A 19,412-nucleotide genomic window follows, 5' to 3' on the forward strand; every position below is an offset into this window, starting at 1 on the left:
GCGGCTCCGGCCCTAACAAATTTCTGTACACTAAAAGGGAGAAAAACGATGAAAAAGATGAACACTCTGGCGTTGCTTGTGACGGCACCCCTGGTCATGCTCGGGCTCGCAGGCGCGGTGCAGGCTGGGGAGATCAAAGGCAAGGTGAGCGTGCAGGGTTTGAAATCAGCGGAGAACATCGCTGTTTACGTGGATGAGATCCCGGGCAAGACCTTCCCGGCCCCGGCGCAGCCTATTGTGATCGATCAGATCAAGATGTCCTTTATCCCGCATGTGGTGGTGGTCTTGAAGGGCACGACAGTGGATTTCCTGAACAGCGACCCGGTCGGGCACAACGTGTATTGGCCCTCTGTGAGCGGCAATAAGAAGCTGGCGCACAATCTTGGAACGTGGCCGAAGGGACAGAAAAAGCCATTCCAATTCAATGATCTCGGTGTAGCATCGCTGCTTTGCAACGTGCACCCGGAGATGTCCGGCTACGTCGTGGTCGTGGCCACGCCCTATTTTGCGGTGACTGGGAAGGACGGCTCGTTCGTGATCAAGGACGTACCGGCCGGGACCTATACGCTGAAGAGCTGGAGCGAGGACGGCAAGCCCACGAGCCAGAGCGTCACCGTCGGCGCCGGCGCAGCAGAAGTGGCATTGACCGTAAAGAAGTAAGGTTACTGCTACGCTTCCCGGAGGAATGCCATTACGACTCGGACGAAACTGGTGGACCTGGACTGGCTGGAATCGAATTTCCCTTGCATGCAGGCCTGTCCGGTCCACACGCAGGCGGGGCGGTATGTTTCCTTGATCGCGGAAGGCCGCTACGAGGAAGCCTACCGCTACGCCCGTTCTCCCAATCCTTTTGCGTCGGTTTGCGGGCGGGTGTGCGGCCACCCCTGCGAACCGGCCTGCCGGCGCGGAAAATTCGACGCGCCCATCTCCATCCGCGCACTCAAGCGCTTTCTGACCGAGCGCCATGGGCCGGAATCGCGCAATCCAGTGGATGTGCTGTCCAATCAAAAGCAACTGGTGCAACGGGAAAAAGTGGCGATCATCGGTTCCGGACCGGCGGGCCTCTCGGCGGCGCACGATCTGGCGTTGCTGGGCTATGCGGTGACCGTTTTTGATGCGGCGGCGGTGCCCGGCGGCATGATGCACCTGGGCATTCCGGAATACCGCTTACCGCGCGACGTTCTGCAGGCGCAGATCCGCGAAATTCTGGAGCTCGGTCCGGAACTGAAGCTGAATATGCGCCTAGGGCGGGATTTTTCTCTCGCCGACCTGCGCCAGCAGGGCTATAAGGCCGTGCTGATGGCTTTCGGACTGCACCGCAGCCGGGATCTCAATCTGCCGGGCAACGATCTCGACGGGGTGGTCAAGGGCATCGATTTCCTGCTGAACGTAAACCTCGGCTACCGCTTCTCCATAGGCAAGCAGGTGGTGGTGATCGGCGGCGGCAACGTGGCCATTGACGTGGCGCGCTCGGCAATGCGCGAGCAGCAGCAGAAACTGGTGACTGACATAGCGGGTGTAGTGCTCCCCAACGAGCTGACGTCAAGTGAAATGGACGTAGCCATGAAGGAGTTCATGGACGTCTCGCGCGCCGCGCTGCGCATGGGGGCGCGCGAAGTGCATCTGGTCTGCCTGGAATCACGGGCGGAGATGCCCGCATCGGAAGAAGAGATCGCGGAGGGCCTGGAAGAAGGCATCCGCATGCACCCTTCGCTGGGCCCGAAGCAGTTTGTGGGAAAGAAGGGCAAGCTGACCGGGCTGGAAGTGATTCGCTGCACATCGGTCTTCGACGAGCAGCACCGGTTCAGTCCGAAGTTCGCGGAAGGCACGGAGCACGTCATTCCCTGCGACACGGTAATTCTGGCGATCGGGCAGGCTTCCGACCTGTCCTTTCTGACGCCCGCGGACGGGATCGAGGCTACGCGCCAGGGAACGCTGAAAATCAATCCGGAAACGCTGATGACCACGGCGCCGGGAATCTTCGCGGCAGGAGACATCGCCTTCGGGCCGCGGCTGATCATCAACGCCGTGGCCGACGGCAAGAAGGCGGCCGAGCAGATTGACAAGTACCTGCGCGGGGCGGAATGGAAGCCGAAGTCCAAGTACGTACGCGTGACGGTTCTTGATCACCACGAGATGGCCGAGCACTACGACGAATATTCGCGCCTGCCGGTTCCCGTGATTCCATTGGAACGGCGCACGGGAGTGGCCGAAGTCGAGGTGGGATTCACGGAAGCGCAGGCCCGCGCCGAAGCCACGCGCTGCCTGAAGTGCTGGATCAACACGATCTTCGAAGGCACGGAAGCCAGCGGCAGCGAATGCATTCTCTGCGGCGGGTGCGTGGACGTCTGTCCGGAAAACTGCCTGCGGCTGGTGCCGCTGAGCCAGTTTGCCTTTACGGAGGAGACCAAGACGCGGCTGGCGGAGGAGGCGGACTCCCGGGGCATGGATCTGCAGCACGTCGCGGCGGAGGAACTGGGCGCGGCTGAGGGTTCGGTGATGGTCAAGGACGAATCGGTGTGCATTCGCTGCGGCCTCTGCGCGGAGCGCTGCCCGGTACACACCATCACCATGGAAGCTTTCGAAGTGGTGGATCACGATCCGGATCTGGTATCCATTGAGGAGATGGTGCTTCGGCCATGAGCGACACAAAACATCCGTCTTCTGCGGGCGAAACTCCCGCAGAGCAGCGGGGCAACGGCATAACGCGGCGCGACTTCCTGAACGAAGTCACGCTGGGCGCCCTGGGCATAGCGGGCCTGGGCTCCGTGGTGGTGACCTACCAATATTTTTCGCCCAATGTCCTGTTCGAGCCCTCGATGACATTCCGCGCCGGCAGCCCCGACCTGTATCCGGACAATTCCGTGAGCTTCCTCCAGGACCAGCAGGTCTACATTGTGCGCCTGCCGGAAGGCTTTTATGCGGTATCGGCGGTGTGCACGCACCTGGGCTGCATCACGCAGTGGAAGCCCGACCTAGGGATCATCGCCTGCCCCTGCCACGGCAGCAAATTCAAGCGGGACGGCACGAAGATTGAAGGGCCGGCGCCGCGCCCCTTGCCGCATTTTGCCATCAGCCTGACCGCCGATGGGGACCTGCTGGTGGATAAGCTGCAAGTCGTGCAACCGAAGCAAGTTCTGAAAGTCTGAGGAATAACGATGGCCACGACGTTGCAATCCTCTCTCGAGCGGCTCCGCGCGACGCGGGTCTGGAAGTCCATATTCCGGCGCGGTCCGGCGCTGACCAACCGCTCGCGCAGCCAAGCGGTCTTCGGCAACCTGTTCCTGCACTGGCTGCCGGTGAAGGTGCGCGAGAAGGCGCTGCGGGTGCGCGCTTCCTACTACCTGGGATCCATCTCGTTTCTGCTGTTCCTCGCCCTGACGGTCTCCGGTATTCTCCTGATGTTCTATTACCACCCGGCGGTGCCGCAGGCCTACCAGGACATGAAGGACCTGCGCTTTGTGGTTTCCAACGGGGTCTTCCTGCGCAACGTGCACCGGCTGGCGGCGCACCTGATGGTGCTGCTGGTCTTCTGGCATATGTTCCACGTCTTCTACCGCGGGGGGTACAAGCCGCCGCATGAGTTCAACTGGGTGGTGGGAGTGATTCTGCTGCTGGTGACGCTGTTCCTGAGCTACACGGGCTATCTGCTGCCGTGGGACCAACTGGCGTTCTGGGCGATCACGGTGGGCAGCAACATCATTTCGGCGATGCCATTCGTAGGCAGCAAGATGCGGTTCACATTGCTGGGCGGACACGTGGTGGGAGAAAACGCGCTGCTGCGCTTCTACGTGCTGCACGTCGTGGTGCTGCCGCTGGTCGCGTTTTTCTTCATCGGGGTCCATTTCTGGCGGGTGCAAAAAGACGGCGGTCTAACGGTACGGTCCAAAAATGACGGAAAAGAATAAAATCGAAACGGGCTTCGCTTCCGACGCCCAGAAGAATCCCCAACGGGTGGTCTTCGTCACGCGGAATACCTCCGCGAAAGTGACGGACGATCGCGGCCCGCAACTGATGACCTATCCGCACCTGCTGCTGCGCGAGGCCATCGCCCTGCAGGTGCTGGCGGTGGTGCTGGTGCTGGCGGCGCTGTTCTGGGACGCGCCGCTCGAGCAACTGGCGAATCCGCTGCTCACGCCGAATCCGGCGAAGGCGCCGTGGTACTTCCTGGGCCTGCAGGAGCTGCTGCACTATTTCCCGCCGTTCGTCGCCGGGATCATCATCCCGACGCTGGTGGTCCTGGCGCTGGTCGTGATCCCGTACTTCAACGTCAACATCGAGGGCGCCCCGATTTGGGAGCGCCGACCGACGCAGCACTTCCGGATCTACGCCGCGGTGCTCGCGGGCCTAGCGGTGTTTCTCGCGCTGTTCGATGCCTGGACGGTGCTAGTGCCCACGCTGTTGGTAGGCGGGCTGCTGGTGTGGTCGTACTACGCCAAACCGGAGAAGAGCCGGGCGGCCCAATACCTGCGTGGGCGGCCGCTCTCCTGGTGGCTGATGACCTGGTTTGTCGCGGTGGCTATGGTTCTAACCCTGGTCGGCACGTTCTTCCGCGGGCCGGGCTGGTCCTGGGTGTGGCCCTGGAGAGCATATGGCGCCTGAAGAGATGGGCAAAGTTTCGTACCGCATGCGGCTGGTCTTTGCCGCCAGCAGCCTGCTCTTTGTGGCGGTGCTGGCGGTTTCCCCGGTCAAAGACCTGCTCCGCGAATGGAAGCACTACAAGCGCGGGTATTTGCAGTTCGCCAGGACGCGGCCGGACACCAAGCGCCTGACCGCGGATTACCACCCGGATCTCGACCAGATCTGGATCCCAGAGATGAACGTGGTGGACCGTTGCACCTCGTGCCATCAGGGAATCACGCAGCCGACGCTGGCGGATGCCTCCGTGCCGCAACCGTACCGGGCGCACCCGCCCATTCCACACCGCGTCCGGGATTGGGGCTGCACGCCCTGTCATCGCGGGCAGGGAGTGGCCACAGAAGTCGCCGAAGCGCATGAGACCACGCTGGCCTGGGAACAGCCGATCCTGCCGGGACGGTACTTGCAAGGGGCCTGCGGCTCGTGCCACCACGACGCCCGGCCGGAACTCCCGAAGCTGAATCGCGGAAGAGAGTTGCTGGAGAGCCACAACTGCGCGGGCTGCCACCGCCTGCAGGATATCGAGCGCCGAGAAATGCAGGGACCGGACCTGACCAGCGTGGGCACCAAGGTCAGCCGCGCATGGATCTACAAGTGGCTGAAAGAGCCGCGCACCATCGTGGACGATTCCGGAAACGTCAAGGTCAACGGCTACGAGACGGAAGAATCCCCGCGCATGCCGCAGTTCCGCCTGACCGAGCAAGAGCTGCGGGATCTTTCCGCATACCTCAGTGCGCAGCGCAGCCAGCCCGTGGCGCCGTACAAGTTCAGCCCCGCGGTGGTGGCCAAGTGGGCGAAGCGGCCCGACGTGGTGGACCAGGGCGAGCTGCGCTTCCGGCAGATGTTCTGCAGCACCTGCCACTCGTTTGCGGTCACCCGGGCGGGAGAGACCACACTCATCGGCGGCAACATTGGCCCGGAGTTGACCAAAGTCGGCAGCAAGGTGAATCCCGACTGGCTGGTGGCCTGGCTGCGCAACCCGCAGGGCTACCTGGCGCACAGCAAGATGCCGCGGTATGAATGGAGCGACGAGGACCTCTTCACGGTCACCCGCTACATCCAGGCCAAGCTCAGCGATTCCGACTTGCTCAGTGACGTGCCGCAACTCAGCGCGGCAACAACGGAAGAGATCGCGAGCGGCAAGAGGATCTTCTCCGAGAAGGGCTGCGCCAGCTGCCACGCCGTGGGAGGCAGCGGCACGCAGAAGGACTTCGGTCCGGATCTCTCGGCGCTGGGCAGCAAGAACGTTTCCCAGCTGGAGTTCGGCACGTCGAAGATACCGCGGAATCTGATCTCCTACATTCAGGCCAAGATCACCGACCCGCGTTCGGTGAATTCGGCCGCGCGCATGCCGCAATACAACTTCAATGCGGCCGACCTGGATGCCATCACCACTGCCCTGCTGAGCATGACCGGCCCGCCGGCCACCAGCGCTCTGCAGAAGCTGACCATTCCGCGGGCCAATCCGCAGTTCCAGCCCGCCGGGGAATTCGCCCGGGTCTACGAACGCTATCGGTGCGCGGATTGCCACAAATTCAACGGCTACGGCGGGGACCTGGCTCCCGACCTCAGCTATGAAGGCAGCCGCGCGCAGCGGCAGTGGATCATCAGCTTCCTGAAGAATCCGCAGACGCTACGCCCGACGCTGACCTTCCGCATGCCGCAGTTCAACATGAGCGACCGCGAGGCCGCCACCCTGGCCGATTATCTGAGCATGGTGATGCAGAGTCCAAACGTGAGGCAGGAGGCGGTGAGCGCGAAAGATCTGACGCCCGCACAGGCCGCACTGGGCAAGGAGCTCTACGAAGTGAAATACCAGTGCCAGTCCTGCCACACCATCGGATCCGGCGGGGGATACGTGGGGCCAAATCTGAACAACGCCGGCAACTGGCTGAAGCCGGAATGGATCGCGGCGTGGCTCAGCAACCCGCAGGCGCTGGCGCCGGGAACCATCGAGCCGCGCCGCAGCATGACGGACGGGGAGATCAAGGCGCTCACCGCGTACCTGATGACCCAGCGGCAGAGCGGCGGCAAGGCCGCGCAAAAGCACGCTGCGGTGCACGGCACCACGCCGGGCGGAAACGGGGTGGCCGGACAATGAGACACCGCAGCTTGCTGCTCCTCTTCGCGCTTCCGATCCTGCTCGGTGTTCAGGGCTGCCATAAGGCGGCCGCGCCGGCGAAGCCGGACCCGCTGCGCAACGCCTACGACGTGGAAGTGGACGCCAATGATCCCACGCACCTGATCCCGCTCAGCTACCAGCAGGCCCAGGGCAAGCGCGTCTTCTACGCGGATTGCGTGTGGTGCCACGCCGATGCCACTCCGGCCGGGCCGTCCAACCGCAGCAACCTCACTCCCGTACCGCCGCTGATGAACGACGGCGCTACGCTGAACGGGGTCACCGACGAGTTCATGCAGAGCATCATCACACTGGGTGGGAGCGCCATGGGCAAGTCTGCTATGATGCCTCCCTGGGGCCGGACGCTTTCCCCGGACGAAGTCAAAGCGGTGATCGCCTATACCCGGGCCATTGCACAGCCGGCGTATCAGCCACCGGCGCGGGCGGCGTCACCCTACTCGAGGGAAACGGGACCCGGGCCCGCGACGAAATGACACTGTTCATTCGAATTGCCCAGCGGAGCCGGATGGCCCGCAACGCCGTCTTGCTGGCGGTATTCTGCGCCCTGCAGACCTGCCCGGCCGCTGCACAGGTGCATCCGGCGGAGATTATCAACCCGCAGCTTAAGGCGCCCGAAGAGGCCTACTTTCAGCAACTGATCGCGCTCAACCGCAAGATTGCCGCGGCCAAATTCCCGTTCGAATTCAATCTCAGCCGCTACGTGGGCCTGGATCCCGATCAGCAGAAGGAAGCGGACACCCGCGGCCTGGAGTTCGTGAAATTCAAGGACCGCATCATCCTGAAGGTCACCGGCAACTACAATTCGGCCTACAACGCCGCCCTGCTGACGCAGAACCAACGCGTCACCCGCACCTTTCGGGAGGTTGTTCTTCCGATCCTGCGGATGGTCACCCAGGAACTGCCTGCGGACGTGGCCTGCGACGGCATCGGATTTGAGATTTCCCATCACGTGCGCCGCCGTACCAAGGCCTCTGATTACGAAGGCAAAGAGATTCTGGTCATTGTCTTCGACCGGGATGCGGCCTTTCGGCTGGCGGGTCTCACGGACGAAGAGCAACAACAGGATATCGTCAGCCACTCGATGGTGTACGTGAGCGGGAAGGAGTTCGGCCTCGCGCTGAACCAGGCCGATCCCCTCGATATTCAGGCGCTGAACTCGTCTTTTTCCTCGGTCGCGGGTTCCGCAACTTCGCCGGACGCTTCGCGCAACCTTCCCGCCTACCACGCCCCGGCGAGCGCCGCGGACAAGTTTTCCGTGACTCCCGCCACGCCCGCCGCCGCGACGCCAGAGGGAGAACCCGCCACGCCGGTCGCGCCGGGCAAGAGCGCTCCCGCGGTGGCGGAGAAGAGTGACGCATTGCTGGCCCCCGGCGGCACCGCGGCGCAGAGCGACGTAGACCGCCTGCAAACCAAGTATCAGACGCAACTGGACAGTTTTGCCAAAGAGGGCGTGAGCAAACTGCACTTTGTCTCCTACGCGCCGCCCTCGTTCGCGCTCTTCCGCAAGCGCATCGTTCTCCAGATGACGCTGCGCAATCCCAAACCCTTCGACCCGGGCACGACCTCCATCTACAAACGTGCGGCGCGCAGTTTCGACCTCTTCCTGGCTCCGCAGCTGAAAGCCATGGTGGAAAAGCTAGCCGCGGATCTGGAGTGCGATGGGCTGGACATCACCGTGCTGAACCAACTGGGGCCGAAAAGTTCTTCCTCGGAAGCCCTGGAGTTCGTCCTCCCGCTCCCCGCCCTGCGCCAGTTCGTGGATGCCGAGATCACCAACCAGGAACTGATCAACCGCAGCATCGTTTTGGTAAACGGTGTGCGCATCGCCATTAACCTGCAACAGGTGGAATGAACTTTCCTTGGGAACGAATCCGTAGCGGCGGCCACTCTTAGTCAAGATTCCACGACCGGGCGCAAGCGTCCGGTCCTTCTGTATTGCGGCGAGATGTACCGGTTGGCGCGCCCCGGATCAATCGAACGGCAGGCCCACGTAATTTTCGGCCAGGGCTGTGGCGGCGGCGCGGGAACCGGTGACGTAATCCAAATCCGCGAGGTGAATCCGGTTTATGAAATCACCCTCCGGGGAGCGATGCAGCGTAGTGGTCATCCACCAGGAGAAGCGCTGCGCCTTCCAAATGCGGCGCAGGCAGACTTCCGAGTAGCGGGCCAGCAGGTCCTGGCGGCCGTGTTTGTAGAAGGCCTCGAGCGCCTGGACGAGCACGCGGACGTCGGCCGCGGCCAGATTCAGGCCCTTCGCGCCGGTGGGGGGAACGATGTGCGCGGCGTCCCCGAGGAGGAAGAGCCGGCCATATTGCATGGGCTCCACGAGGAAGCTGCGCATGGCCGTAATTCCCTTCTGCAGGATGGGACCTTCCTTCAGCGTCCAATCGGCGTGAGTTGCGCAGCGCAACTGGAGTTCCTTCCAGATGCGCTCATCTGACCAGGCGTTGAGGTCTTCCTCGGGAGCGCATTGCAGATACAGGCGTGAAATCTGGGGGGAGCGCATGCTGAGAAGCGCGAAGCCGCGCTCGTGGCTGGCATAGACCAGTTCGTCGCAGGACGGGGCCACCTGCGCGAGAATCCCCAGCCAAGCGTACGGGTAGACGTTTTCGTGAGTCTTGAGCACCCCGGCGGGAATCGCGGGCCGGGAAACCCCGTGGAAGCCGTCGCAGCCGGCGATGAAATCGCATTCCAGCACCTCCGGGCACCCGTTGCGGGTGTAGCGGATGGAGGGCTGGGGCGAATCCAAACCGTGCACGCTGACGTCCTGCACTTCGAAGAAAATCTTCCCCCCGGCGTGGAGACGGGCGGCGATCAGGTCCTTCACGATATCGTGCTGGGAGTAAACGGTGATGGTCTTCCCGCCGGTGAGCTCCACGAAGTTGATGCGGTGGTCGCGCCCCCGAAAGCGCAGATAGATCCCGGCGTGGACCAGGCCTTCGCGTTTCATGCGCTCGCCGGCACCTAAGTGCACCAGCAAATCAGCGACGTCATGTTCGAGGACGCCGGCGCGGATGCGGTTCTCGCAATAGTCGCGGCCGCGATTTTCGAGAATGACGGATTCGATGCCTTGGAGATGGAGCCATTGCGACAGCAGCAGCCCCGAAGGGCCCGCTCCGATGATTCCGACTTGGGTACGCATATGCGCTGTTCCTTTATGGGTTCCGTTTGCAGGCGAGTCTTGCGGCTGGTGCGGCCCGTTTTCACTTCCGGCCGGTATGAGGCTTGCCTGAGAATTTTTCCTTTACTTCCTGCGGAATGACTTGCGCCTTGAAGCGCACCGGGCCCTCCGCCGATTCCGCGGTGCGCGCGACCCACACGCGCTTTTCGAAGAGTTCGACGGCCAAAACGCCGTCCTTGAAAAGCTTGTGATGAACGGAGAAGCTACTGCGACCCCATTCCGCGACACAGGACTCGACAAGGACGGTATCGCCGAATTGCGAGGGCAGCAGGAAGCGCGCGCGGGATTCGACCATGGGGATGCCGGCAATGCCGTAGGTCTTGACCATCTGCGCTTTGTGCAGGCCGGCGCGAGCAAACAAGGCATTGGTGCAGGCATCCCCATATTCCAGATAGCGGGGGAAATAGACGATGCCTCCGGGATCGCAATCGCCAAACTCGATATAGATCTCCTTGCGGTTGATCAGCATGGAATTCTCTTACCGTGGATTTTCGAGCAGCACCGCCATGCCCTGCCCGCCGCCGATACAGGCGGAGACAATGCCGTAGCGCAGCTTGGAACGGCGCAGCTCGCGGGAAAGAGTGATGGCGAGGCGTACGCCAGTCGCGGCCAGAGGATGGCCGATGGCGATCGCGCCGCCGTTGACGTTCAGCTTGCTGCGGTCAAGCTGCAGCTCGCGCTCGACGCCGATGATCTGCGCGGCGAACGCCTCGTTAATATCGAAGCGGTCCACGGCATGCAGCGCGAGCCCCACGCCTTCGAGGAGTTTGCGAATGGCAGGGGCGGGCCCCAAAACCATGGTTTTGGGCGGCACGCCCACGACTGCCACGGCCACCACGCGCGCCAGCGGAGTGAGCGAGCGCGATTTCGCGTAGGCGCCGGAGCCGACCAGAGCCGCCGCGGCGCCATCTACGATCGCCGAGCTGTTTCCGCCGGTCTGCACACCGCCGAAGGCCGGGCGGATTTTGGCCAGGGTCTCATAGGTGGTCGCGCGGATGTGGGTGTCCGCGGCCAGGCTTTCCACGCCCCTGGGCAGTTGGATGCCGCGGGGGTTATGGTCCTGCAGCTCAAATTTTTCGTTGACCACCGGCACGATTTCGCCAGCCAGGAAGCCGTTCTTCTGAGCTGCGAGGGCGCGGGCGAAGCTCAACTCGGCGAAGCGGTCCACGTCCTCGCGGCTGATCTTGTACAGGGGCGCAATCTCTTCGGCCGTCTGGCCCATGGTGAAACCCGGAGCGGGGTCCAGCAGCGCTTCCCAGAGGAAGTCCTTGAACTCGACCTGGCCCATGCGAAACCCGCCGCGATGGGTGTAAGCGGCAATGGGATTGCGGCTCATGGATTCCGCGCCGACGCAGAGGGCGAGATCGATCTTCTTCAGGGTGATGGAGTCGGCGGCCTGGCTGATGGCCTCCATGCCGGTGCCGCAGACACGCTGCACCAGGTGCGCCGGGCGATCGATGGGCACGCCGGAGTACAGGCCGATGTGCCGAGGCAGGACATAGGCGTCGAAACTCGCCTGGGCCACGCTTCCGGCGATGACCGAGTCCACATCGGCAGCCAGAATTCCACTGTGTTCGAAAACCCCGCGGGCCGCTTTGATGCCGAGGTCAATCGGAGAAACCAGGCCCAGCACGCCGGTGTAGTCCGCAAAGGGCGTGCGAACCCCGTCCAGCAGCCAGACATCCTCGTAGGCGCAGAAAAGACCGCCGCTTCCCTTTCCCATGACGCATTCTCCCTTGAACCGCAAACTCCGTGAACTGAATTCTCGTGTTTAAAAGGCCCGGGGAACTTCCTCCAAGACCTTGATCAGGCGCTTCATGTCCGTCTGTGCCGGAACATCGCCCGCCGTGGTCAGGATCGCCGGCCGCAGCTCCGATACTATCTGCCGCAGAGAGCCGCGGCAGGCTTCCAGGCCGGAATCATCGAGCTGGAATGTTTCCAGAGGCAGGGCGATTCCCAGGGCCGCGCTTCTCCTCTCCGGAACAGCACCCAGGGCCTGGGACGGAATGCCCTTCAGCGTGGGGCACAGGAGACAGTCCCAGGGGCGTTGCAGGATTACGTCGGAATTATCGGCAAAGGCGCTGCCATCCGTCAGCAGAAGCACGGGAAGCGCTTCGTAGAAGCGAATGACGTTGCAGGCCGGCTCGAGCAAAGAGGCCCACGCGGCGCAACGCTCCGCGGAGAGAGCCGGGAGAACGTTTTCCTGGATCACGATCAGGTTCGCTCCGGCTTCCACCAGGGTGCTGGAGATCCTGGTGATTACCGCAGCCGCCAACTCCAGAGCAGCTTCCGGCAGCTCCTGGGTGCGCCACGCATTGCCGGTGTCCAACTGGGTGAGGCGCGCGGCAAGGGTAAAAGGTCCGGTTACGCCGGCCATCAGCAGCGAAGCGTCGCGCAACATCGAGGACATTCGCCGGACGACGTCCACGGCGACTGAGACGCGGCCGCTGGTGACCGCTTCCTCGGGCGAGCGCAGGTTCTCCGGCAGTTCGCCGGGCTCCGCGGGCTGCGGCCATTGCACGGCGGGAGGCTGATTCTCCGCCGTCCACTGCAGGACGCCACCCAGCGCTTCCACCTCCAGGAACGGATCGAAATAGCAGGAAACGCCGTCCGAGCGCAGGTAGCTGCGCATCTGCCGCTGGGCGTTGCAGATTTTGGTGGGATTGCCGAGGAAGGCGCGGAGCGCCAGATTTTCCACGCGGGCACCGGTGGAAAACACGATCGGCAAGAACAGCGGCCGGGGGGGCGCAATTCCCTGCAACAGCCCCTTCACCATCTGCCGGGGAGTGAGATTCTCTGCCATGGATCAAGGCCGGAAGACGGGTCCCGTGGCCTTGGCGTCGGGCCAGGTGCCGTAGTAGAGCAACGCCTCCTTGGGCGGGCTCTTCTTGGTCCACTCCTGCTGGAAGTCGTCGTAGGATTTGCCGCGGGCCAGCCGGGCCTTTCGCTCCTCCTGGCGCTGCTGCTTGGTCTTCTCGATATTTACTTTGCGCCGCTCGGGATCATAGGCGATCTTGTAAATATTCTGTGCGGTCCAGTCCGAGATAATCTTTTTCTTCAGGTCGTCCATCACCGATTCCGGATCGCGTTCCAAGGGATCGCCATAGCCGGGCCCTCCGCCGCTGAAACCGAAGAGCAAGTCGCCCTCTTCATAGACCTTGGGAGTGCGGGCGATGAGCTCAAATTTCCAATCGCCATGAATGGTGGCCTTGTCGATGATCGTGCGGTGATCCATCTCAAGTTCGGGGTTGCCTTCCTTCATCTGTTTCAGCAGGTCGGCTTTCCGGATGCTAATTCCCGGAATAGGTGACGAAGCATATCCACCGAACAGAGGCTGGCCGATCGGCACTTTGCTCCCGTTCCCCATGCACATGGATACCATGTTGGGCATCTTGTGGATCATCCACTGTTGCACGGCGCCGGAGCCGCCACGATGCTGGCCGTGCCCGCAGGAATCCCGCCAGTGCTGGGAGAGCATGACCGACAAGGGCAGCTCGCTCTCGACCTGTTCGGAATCGGGCGCGCGGCCAAACGCGCACCAAGCAAAACCATAGGAATCCATCCCGTCGGTTTCGGAGCGCCCGCCCTGCCCCTGGGTATTCAAGGAGAAGGAAAGCACGTCGGAGACGGCCAAGTTCCACTGCGAAAGCCCCGCGCAGATCTGCGAGGTATGCTGACTGCCCGGCGCGGCGGCCACCTGGTGCCAGAGGTTTGCGCTGGAAAACACCATTTTGGCAAAGGCGTTGTGCGTCGCGTTGCGCGTCTGCATACCGATGAAGACGCAACAACTGGTCGCAGCCAGCTTATCCGGATTGAGAATGATCCCTTCCGGAAACTCGAAGTCGATGGGGGCAAAGGTGGAGCTGCAGATCGGGAGGTCATGGAAGATGTACTCATACATAAAATTGGCGATGTGCCCGACCACGGCCTGGGTGTGCACATTGTAGGACGAGGGATTTTCCGGCGACGTGCCCGTAAAATCAAAGGTGATTTTTTCGCCCTTTTTGGTGAGGGTGAGGAAACACGAGCGAACGAGCGCGGGCGTCCAGCCGATGGCGTCATTGAAGACCACGGCGCGGAACTTGCCGTCCGGAAGAGATTTAACCTTCTGGCGAGCGCCTGCTTCGGCGGTGTCCTGCATCTTGCGGATCAATCCCACCAGATAGTCCGGTCCGCGCTTTTCCACCAACTCGAGCAAGCGGACGCGGACGCGATCGGTGGTCGTGCAGCGGGCCCGGAGGTCGGAGATGAACATGGCGGGCGCACGGAGGCCATAGACGCCGTAGAATTCGAGAAAATCATTCCGCAGCTTGAAATTTTCGCCGATCTTGATGGGCGGAAGGTTCAGGCCTTCCTCGAAGCGGGACTTGGCGCTGACCGGCATGCCGCCGGGCTCGATGGCGCCCGTTTCGGTAGTATGCAAGGCGGCGGAAGCCCAGGCCAGCAGCTTGCCGTTGTGAAACACGGGCATCAAGGCCACCTGGTCCGGGTTGTGAATGCCGCCGTAGAGGGCGTCATTGGTGTACCAGATGTCACCGTCGTGAATCCCCGGATTTTCCGAGTAATACTTGAGGATGAACTTGATGACGATGGGCTGAATGATAGCGTGCAGATAGGTGCCGCAGGAGGCGTTGATCAGGTCGCCGCCGGCGGTGAAAATGGCCACCATGGAGTCGCCGGACACGCCGAAATAGCTGCGCGAGGAACGGACGAAGATCTCCATGGCTTCGTCCAGGATGTCATTGGTGATCTGCACACCGATTTCGTAGTCGCCCTGACGGAGCTTCGCGGCGCACTCGATCTCGTGCGCCGTGGCGGGGGCGGGCTTCAGCCACTGGAGTTTTTCCGCTAATGTGGGTATGGGCATGGTTCTCCTTGCTCGCTCCGGGCAGTCTAGGCCTTCCGGTTTTCCAGAATTCCGAGACCCCGCTGATCCACAGAAAACTGCATCGAAGGCGGCACCACGAGCGTCGTGTATTCGCCTTCGACCACCGCAGGGCCTTCGATCACATTCCCGGAGCGCACCGACTCGTAAGCATAGATCGGCGTGGTCTTGAAGCCCTTAAAGTCGGTCCAATAGACCGGGCGCTCACCCTTGCGGGCGGCGCTGGGATCGTGGCCTTCCAGGCGCATGGTGGGCAATTCAACTTTCTTAGTCGGAACGATGGCCTTGAGGATAAAGCTCTCAATGAAGACACCACCCTCGGGGTTCACGACGAACGGGCTGAACGCTTCGCTGAACTCCTTTTCGAAAGCGTCGCAGATGGCGCGGACGTCCTCGACTCCCTGCAGGGACAGCCGGGGAGACAGCGTGCGTTTCACGTGGAACTGGCCGCCGTAAAGCATGTCCAGCTCGAGAACGAAGTGGGCATCCTCCGGATTGAGGCCGTCGGCCACGAGATCCCGCTTGGCCTGCTCGATGAGCATCTCGACCGCGCGGTTAAATCCCGCAAACTCACCGGCGAGTTTCTGGGTGCGAGGCTCCATCAGCGTAATTTTTTTCGACGCCTCGTAGACGTGCATGATGTCCATGGTGGACGAGCCGAAAGCGCAGAACACCGGAGAGAAGGAAAAGGTGACGGCCTTGGGCACATCGGCCATATATCCTTCCACATGCGTTGCGCCCGCGCCGCCACCGACGAAAAGAATGAATTCCTCCGGGCTGTAGCCGCGCAGGTGGACTTCTTTCATGATCGCCGAGGCCATGTTGCCGTTCACGATCTTGCGGATGATCTGGGCGCCCTGCTCGACATCGATGCCGAGAGGCTTGGCGATTTTTTCCCGGATCGCCTGGATGGAGCGCTCCTTGATGAGGCGCAGCTTCCCGCCGTAATAGAAATCGGGGTTGAGATAGCCGAGCACGACGTCGGCATCGGTGACCGTCGGCTCCGTGCCGCCGAGATTGAAGCAGGCCGGACCGGGCATGGAACCGGCGCTCTTCGGACCCACCTGCAACTGGTTCTGCAGCAGCTTGTTGAGCCAGGCAATGGAGCCGCCGCCGGCGCCGATGGAGAGGGTCTTGATCATGGTGATGCCGACCATCCAGCGATCGATGATGGGCCGGAAGTCGTAGCTGCGCACGCTGTCCTTGACGACGAGCCCAACGTCGAAGCTGGTGCCGCCCATGTCGGTCATGATGACGTTCTTGTAGCCCAGGGACTTGGCCACGTGATGGGCGCCCATGAGGCCGGACACGGGACCGCTGTTGAAGGTGCGGCTGGCGGCCGTGCGGAAGACCTCGGCGATGCCGCCGGAGCTCTGAATCATGAGCAGCGGCTTTTTATAGCCGCGGTCACGCAGCTTGTCCCACATCGCGGAGAGTTCGATCTGCATGGAGCGCTGCAGGTAGGCATCCAGGATCGCGGCCAGCGTGCGTTCGTACTCGCCGAGCTTGCCGACCACCTGGCCTCCCAGCACGACGGGAAGATAGCCGATGTGGAATTCCTTGTATTCGTCGCGGATGATCTCCTTGATGCGCTTCTCGTGGATGGGATTCAAAAAGCCCCAGAGAAGGGAGACCACGAAACCGCGTACGCCCTTGCTCACCAGAGAGCGAACCTTGGCACGAACGTCGTCCTCGTCGAGAGGCCGGATAATATTGCCGCGCGAGTCAATGCGCTCCTTCACGCCCACGATGAGGTCGCGGGGGATGAGGGGATCCGGTTTTTTCTGAACGGCCAGGTTTCTGCGCTCGGCCACCCGGGTTCCGTCGATCCACTGCGCGCCGCGGCCGATCAAGACCACGTCTTCGTGGCCTTCGGTGGTAATCAGGCCGAGGCGGGGCCCCTTCTTCTCGATCAGGCGATTCAACGCGATCGTCGTCGAGTAACGGATCATGTCGATCCCGGGAAGAAGCTCTTCGATTTTCAGGCCGAGAGCGGCCGCGCCCTCTTCGATGACTTTCGAAAAACAGACGGAAAGATCGTACGGCGTCGTGGGAACTTTTTTAATGAGGCTCTTACCCTCGTAGTTGAGGACCAGGTCCGTGAAGGTGCCGCCCACATCGATGTCGATGGAGTTCATTCGGAGACCTCGAGCCGTTGTTTGCGGATCTTGAATTCGCCGGTGCGCAGTCTTTCCTTCAAGCTGTCCAGATCGATTTCAATGTCCCGGGTGAGGGGATGTCCCGGAGGCAGGTATTCCGTCTCCACCTGCGTTCCACAGCCCGGACAGTACAGCTCCACAATTCGCACCCAAAGAGGGTCTGGCGAAAAATTGAAATCGCCGGAAACCAGAGGCGGATGAACCTCGCGGGGATCGCGGTCGTGAAGCAAGCAGCCTTTCTTGTAGTCCTCGCGGGCCGGGCCGAGCTCATAATTGCAGCGGTTACACAGCCACTTTTCCCGGTCGATATCCAGGTCGAGGTACTCGGTGACCCGGATGCGGCTTGGTTGTTCGGATGGCATTGCTCTCCCCTTGCTGGCTCTAAACTTTTCCGCGACGCAACAATTCTCTAGCGCCGGGTCAGCTTGGCATTTCCGTAATGATCCATGAGCAGCGTCCAGCCTTCGGGCACGAAATAGGTGCTGTTCGCGCCTTCCAGCACGGCGCATCCCTCGACGCGATTTCCGGGCTGCAAGTCTTCCCAGCGGTAGAGCTGTGCTTCCCCCCTGGCGCTGCCCCAGGCGACCTGCCGCCTGCCTTTGCCGGCGTGCGAAGAATCGGCGCCCTGCAGCGGCCTTTCAGCGAGCGACGGCTTGGGCATGGCCTTCTTGATCTGGACGCGCAGGAGATCGACGACAAACGCTTCCGTGCCGCCGCCAAGCGTTTTCTCCAAGAACGCTTTCAGCTGCTTGGTGCTCTGAAAAGCATCTGCCGGACAGGGCACGGCAACCGAGGGCCGCCCGTCGCGGGAGACTTCCAGCTCGATCATGTACTCAATTCCCTCCGGCTTGATGCCTTCTCCCAGGAGATCGCGCGTGCCCTCGGCCTTGCTGTCCAGGAGGGCACCGCTGAGACGCTGCAGCTCGCCGTCGCCGAGCGACATCAGATGCAGGGAGCGCTCGTAGACGTGGGAGATGTCCGAGACCGAGGAGCCAAAGGCGCTGAGGACGGGCCCCAGGTTGAAGAAGAAGACGTCCTTCAGCCCGGCCTGCTCCGCGACACCGCAGGCGATCAGGCCGCCGTTTCCGCCGTAGGCAAACAGGGTATGCCGGGAAAGATCCTGTTTCAGCTCGGCGCTGGCGTGCGCGATGGTTCCCGCGACAAGGGCGAAGGAACGTTCGATGATGGCGCGGGAGGCTTCTTCAACCGATTTCTGGAGGGGCTCGGCGACGCGCTGCTGAATGGTCTGGCGCGCCGTCTCCAGGCTGATGGGCTTGCTGCCACCGAGGAAGTAGTCCGGGTTGATCAGCCCGGCGGCGACGAAGGCATCCGTGAGCGTGGGCTGGTCGCCGCCCAAGCCATAGCAGGCGGGTCCCGGATAGGAGCCCATGCTTTCGGGCCCCAGGGAAATTTCCGGCGCCTGTCCTTTCGCGCCGGCTTTCACCACGCTGCCTCCACCCAGAGCAATCGAGCGCAGGTAGGGCAAGGAGATCTCTACGGGAATGCCGAAGAAATCCGACGGCTTGCGCAGCAGAGGCGTGGCATTGCGCAGGATGCTGACCTTGGCGGTGGTGCCGCCGACGTCCAGGGCCACAACTTCGTTCAATTTGTAGACCCTGGCCAGATGCGCGCTGCCGTGGATGCCCAGAATGGGGCCCGATTCGATGGTGTCGATGGCCTTGGTCTTGGCGATGCCGGAGACGCCGCCGTTGATGTGGCTGACGAGGAACGTTCCGGGATAGCGATGGACCTCGCGCAGATCATCCTCGGCTTTGAAGAGCGTAGCCGCCAGCGCACCGTGCGTATAGGCATTGATGAGGGCGCAGTAGGTGCGGGTCATGGCGTCGGAACTCTTGGAAATATCGCTGCCGGCCAGAACCGGGACGGAGCCGAGAAAATGGTCCGGGTACTGCTGGTCAACGATGCGCTTGACGCGGATTTCCTGTTCGGGACGGAGATGGGCGTCCTGGATGCTGACGCAGATGCGGCGCGCGCCGCTTTCGAGCAGGGTGCGCACGGCGTTCATGATCTCCGTCTCGCTGCTGTCGCCATCTATTCCGGTGATGTCGCGCTCGGAAAGAATGCGGCCGAGGACGATGCTGCGCGGCTCCTTGCTGTACAAATCTTTTTCGTGGCCGCGCGAGATAAGCAGGCCGATGCGCGGCCCGCGCAATTCCGCGAGAACATTGGAGGTGATGGTCGTGGACCAGCGAATGAGGTCGACGCTTTCCAGGAACAGATCCACGTCAGTGTAGCCCAGTTGCGCGGCGCCCTGCGTCAGGCAGTCGAACAGGCAGATGGTCAGGTCGTGCGGGGTGGTGTCCACCTTGGAACAGACGACCTTCTGGCCGTCGCTAAAAATCCCGTCGGTTAACGTTCCGCCGATATCAATGTCTACGGTCAGCACTG

General features: G+C 62.2%; 16 protein-coding genes. 8 read left to right on the forward strand and 8 right to left on the reverse strand.

The genetic code is table 11. The features are described from left to right. The first annotated feature begins 48 nt into the window (after positions 1 to 48). From LAN61_13170 to LAN61_13205, 8 genes are read left to right on the forward strand one after another with little or no spacing between them, the layout of a single operon-like run. Positions 49 to 660: a hypothetical protein gene (locus LAN61_13170; GenBank protein MBZ5541460.1), complete on the forward strand. Its 612-nt coding sequence runs from the start codon at positions 49 to 51 to the stop codon at positions 658 to 660. Positions 661 to 711: 51 nt separating this feature from the next. Continuing rightward, the gene (locus LAN61_13175) at positions 712 to 2,643 is read left to right on the forward strand and encodes an FAD-dependent oxidoreductase (protein ID MBZ5541461.1); all 1,932 of its coding nucleotides are present in this window, start codon (positions 712 to 714) and stop codon (positions 2,641 to 2,643) included. After that, entirely contained in the window at positions 2,640 to 3,149 is a 510-nt protein-coding gene (locus tag LAN61_13180; GenBank protein MBZ5541462.1) for a ubiquinol-cytochrome c reductase iron-sulfur subunit, read from the forward strand. The genes LAN61_13175 and LAN61_13180 overlap by 4 nt, the downstream gene beginning before the upstream one ends. Positions 3,150 to 3,158: 9 nt before the next feature. Continuing rightward, positions 3,159 to 3,908 carry a cytochrome b N-terminal domain-containing protein gene (locus tag LAN61_13185; GenBank protein ID MBZ5541463.1) on the forward strand — a complete coding sequence of 250 codons (750 nt, stop codon included), beginning with the start codon at positions 3,159 to 3,161 and terminating at the stop codon, positions 3,906 to 3,908. Next, positions 3,892 to 4,602 carry a hypothetical protein gene (locus LAN61_13190; protein MBZ5541464.1) on the forward strand — a complete coding sequence of 237 codons (711 nt, stop codon included), beginning with the start codon at positions 3,892 to 3,894 and terminating at the stop codon, positions 4,600 to 4,602. The genes LAN61_13185 and LAN61_13190 overlap by 17 nt, the downstream gene beginning before the upstream one ends. Then, entirely contained in the window at positions 4,592 to 6,739 is a 2,148-nt protein-coding gene (locus tag LAN61_13195; GenBank protein MBZ5541465.1) for a c-type cytochrome, read from the forward strand. Before LAN61_13190 ends, LAN61_13195 begins: the two co-directional genes overlap by 11 nt. Then, on the forward strand, positions 6,736 to 7,251 hold the full coding sequence (locus tag LAN61_13200; protein ID MBZ5541466.1) for a cytochrome c: 516 nt from the start codon (positions 6,736 to 6,738) through the stop codon (positions 7,249 to 7,251). Before LAN61_13195 ends, LAN61_13200 begins: the two co-directional genes overlap by 4 nt. After that, a complete protein-coding gene (locus LAN61_13205) occupies positions 7,248 to 8,630 on the forward strand; it encodes a hypothetical protein (GenBank protein MBZ5541467.1) in 1,383 nt (460 codons plus the stop codon). The genes LAN61_13200 and LAN61_13205 overlap by 4 nt, the downstream gene beginning before the upstream one ends. 117 nt (positions 8,631 to 8,747) lie before the next feature. Here LAN61_13205 and LAN61_13210 read toward each other — a convergent pair whose 3' ends face one another. The 8 genes from LAN61_13210 to LAN61_13245 form a co-directional block, all read right to left on the reverse strand. Beyond that, positions 8,748 to 9,920: a 4-hydroxybenzoate 3-monooxygenase gene (locus LAN61_13210; GenBank protein ID MBZ5541468.1), complete on the reverse strand. Its 1,173-nt coding sequence runs from the start codon at positions 9,918 to 9,920 to the stop codon at positions 8,748 to 8,750. Positions 9,921 to 9,981: 61 nt separating this feature from the next. Beyond that, positions 9,982 to 10,428 carry an acyl-CoA thioesterase gene (locus LAN61_13215; GenBank protein ID MBZ5541469.1) on the reverse strand — a complete coding sequence of 149 codons (447 nt, stop codon included), beginning with the start codon at positions 10,426 to 10,428 and terminating at the stop codon, positions 9,982 to 9,984. A 9-nt stretch (positions 10,429 to 10,437) separates the two neighbouring features. Beyond that, positions 10,438 to 11,682, reverse strand: a complete 1,245-nt coding sequence (locus LAN61_13220; protein ID MBZ5541470.1) for a thiolase family protein — start codon at positions 11,680 to 11,682, stop codon at positions 10,438 to 10,440. Positions 11,683 to 11,730: 48 nt separating this feature from the next. Next, positions 11,731 to 12,762 (reverse strand): hypothetical protein, encoded by a 1,032-nt coding sequence (locus LAN61_13225; GenBank protein MBZ5541471.1) that lies wholly within the window; start codon positions 12,760 to 12,762, stop codon positions 11,731 to 11,733. Positions 12,763 to 12,765: 3 nt separating this feature from the next. Beyond that, complete coding sequence (locus tag LAN61_13230; GenBank protein ID MBZ5541472.1) at positions 12,766 to 14,826, reverse strand: hydantoinase B/oxoprolinase family protein; 2,061 nt, start codon at positions 14,824 to 14,826, stop codon at positions 12,766 to 12,768. Between the two features lie 26 nt (positions 14,827 to 14,852). After that, positions 14,853 to 16,982, reverse strand: coding sequence for a hydantoinase/oxoprolinase family protein (locus tag LAN61_13235; protein ID MBZ5541473.1), 2,130 nt, complete (start codon positions 16,980 to 16,982; stop codon positions 14,853 to 14,855). Beyond that, a complete protein-coding gene (locus LAN61_13240; GenBank protein MBZ5541474.1) occupies positions 16,979 to 17,365 on the reverse strand; it encodes an acetone carboxylase subunit gamma in 387 nt (128 codons plus the stop codon). Before LAN61_13240 ends, LAN61_13235 begins: the two co-directional genes overlap by 4 nt. A 47-nt stretch (positions 17,366 to 17,412) precedes the next feature. Continuing rightward, positions 17,413 to 19,410: a hydantoinase/oxoprolinase family protein gene (locus tag LAN61_13245; GenBank protein ID MBZ5541475.1), complete on the reverse strand. Its 1,998-nt coding sequence runs from the start codon at positions 19,408 to 19,410 to the stop codon at positions 17,413 to 17,415. Positions 19,411 to 19,412 lie beyond the last annotated feature (2 nt).

Source organism: Terriglobia bacterium (genome assembly GCA_020072785.1).
In the GTDB taxonomy this organism is placed as follows: domain Bacteria; phylum Acidobacteriota; class Terriglobia; order Acidiferrales; family UBA7541; genus Acidiferrum.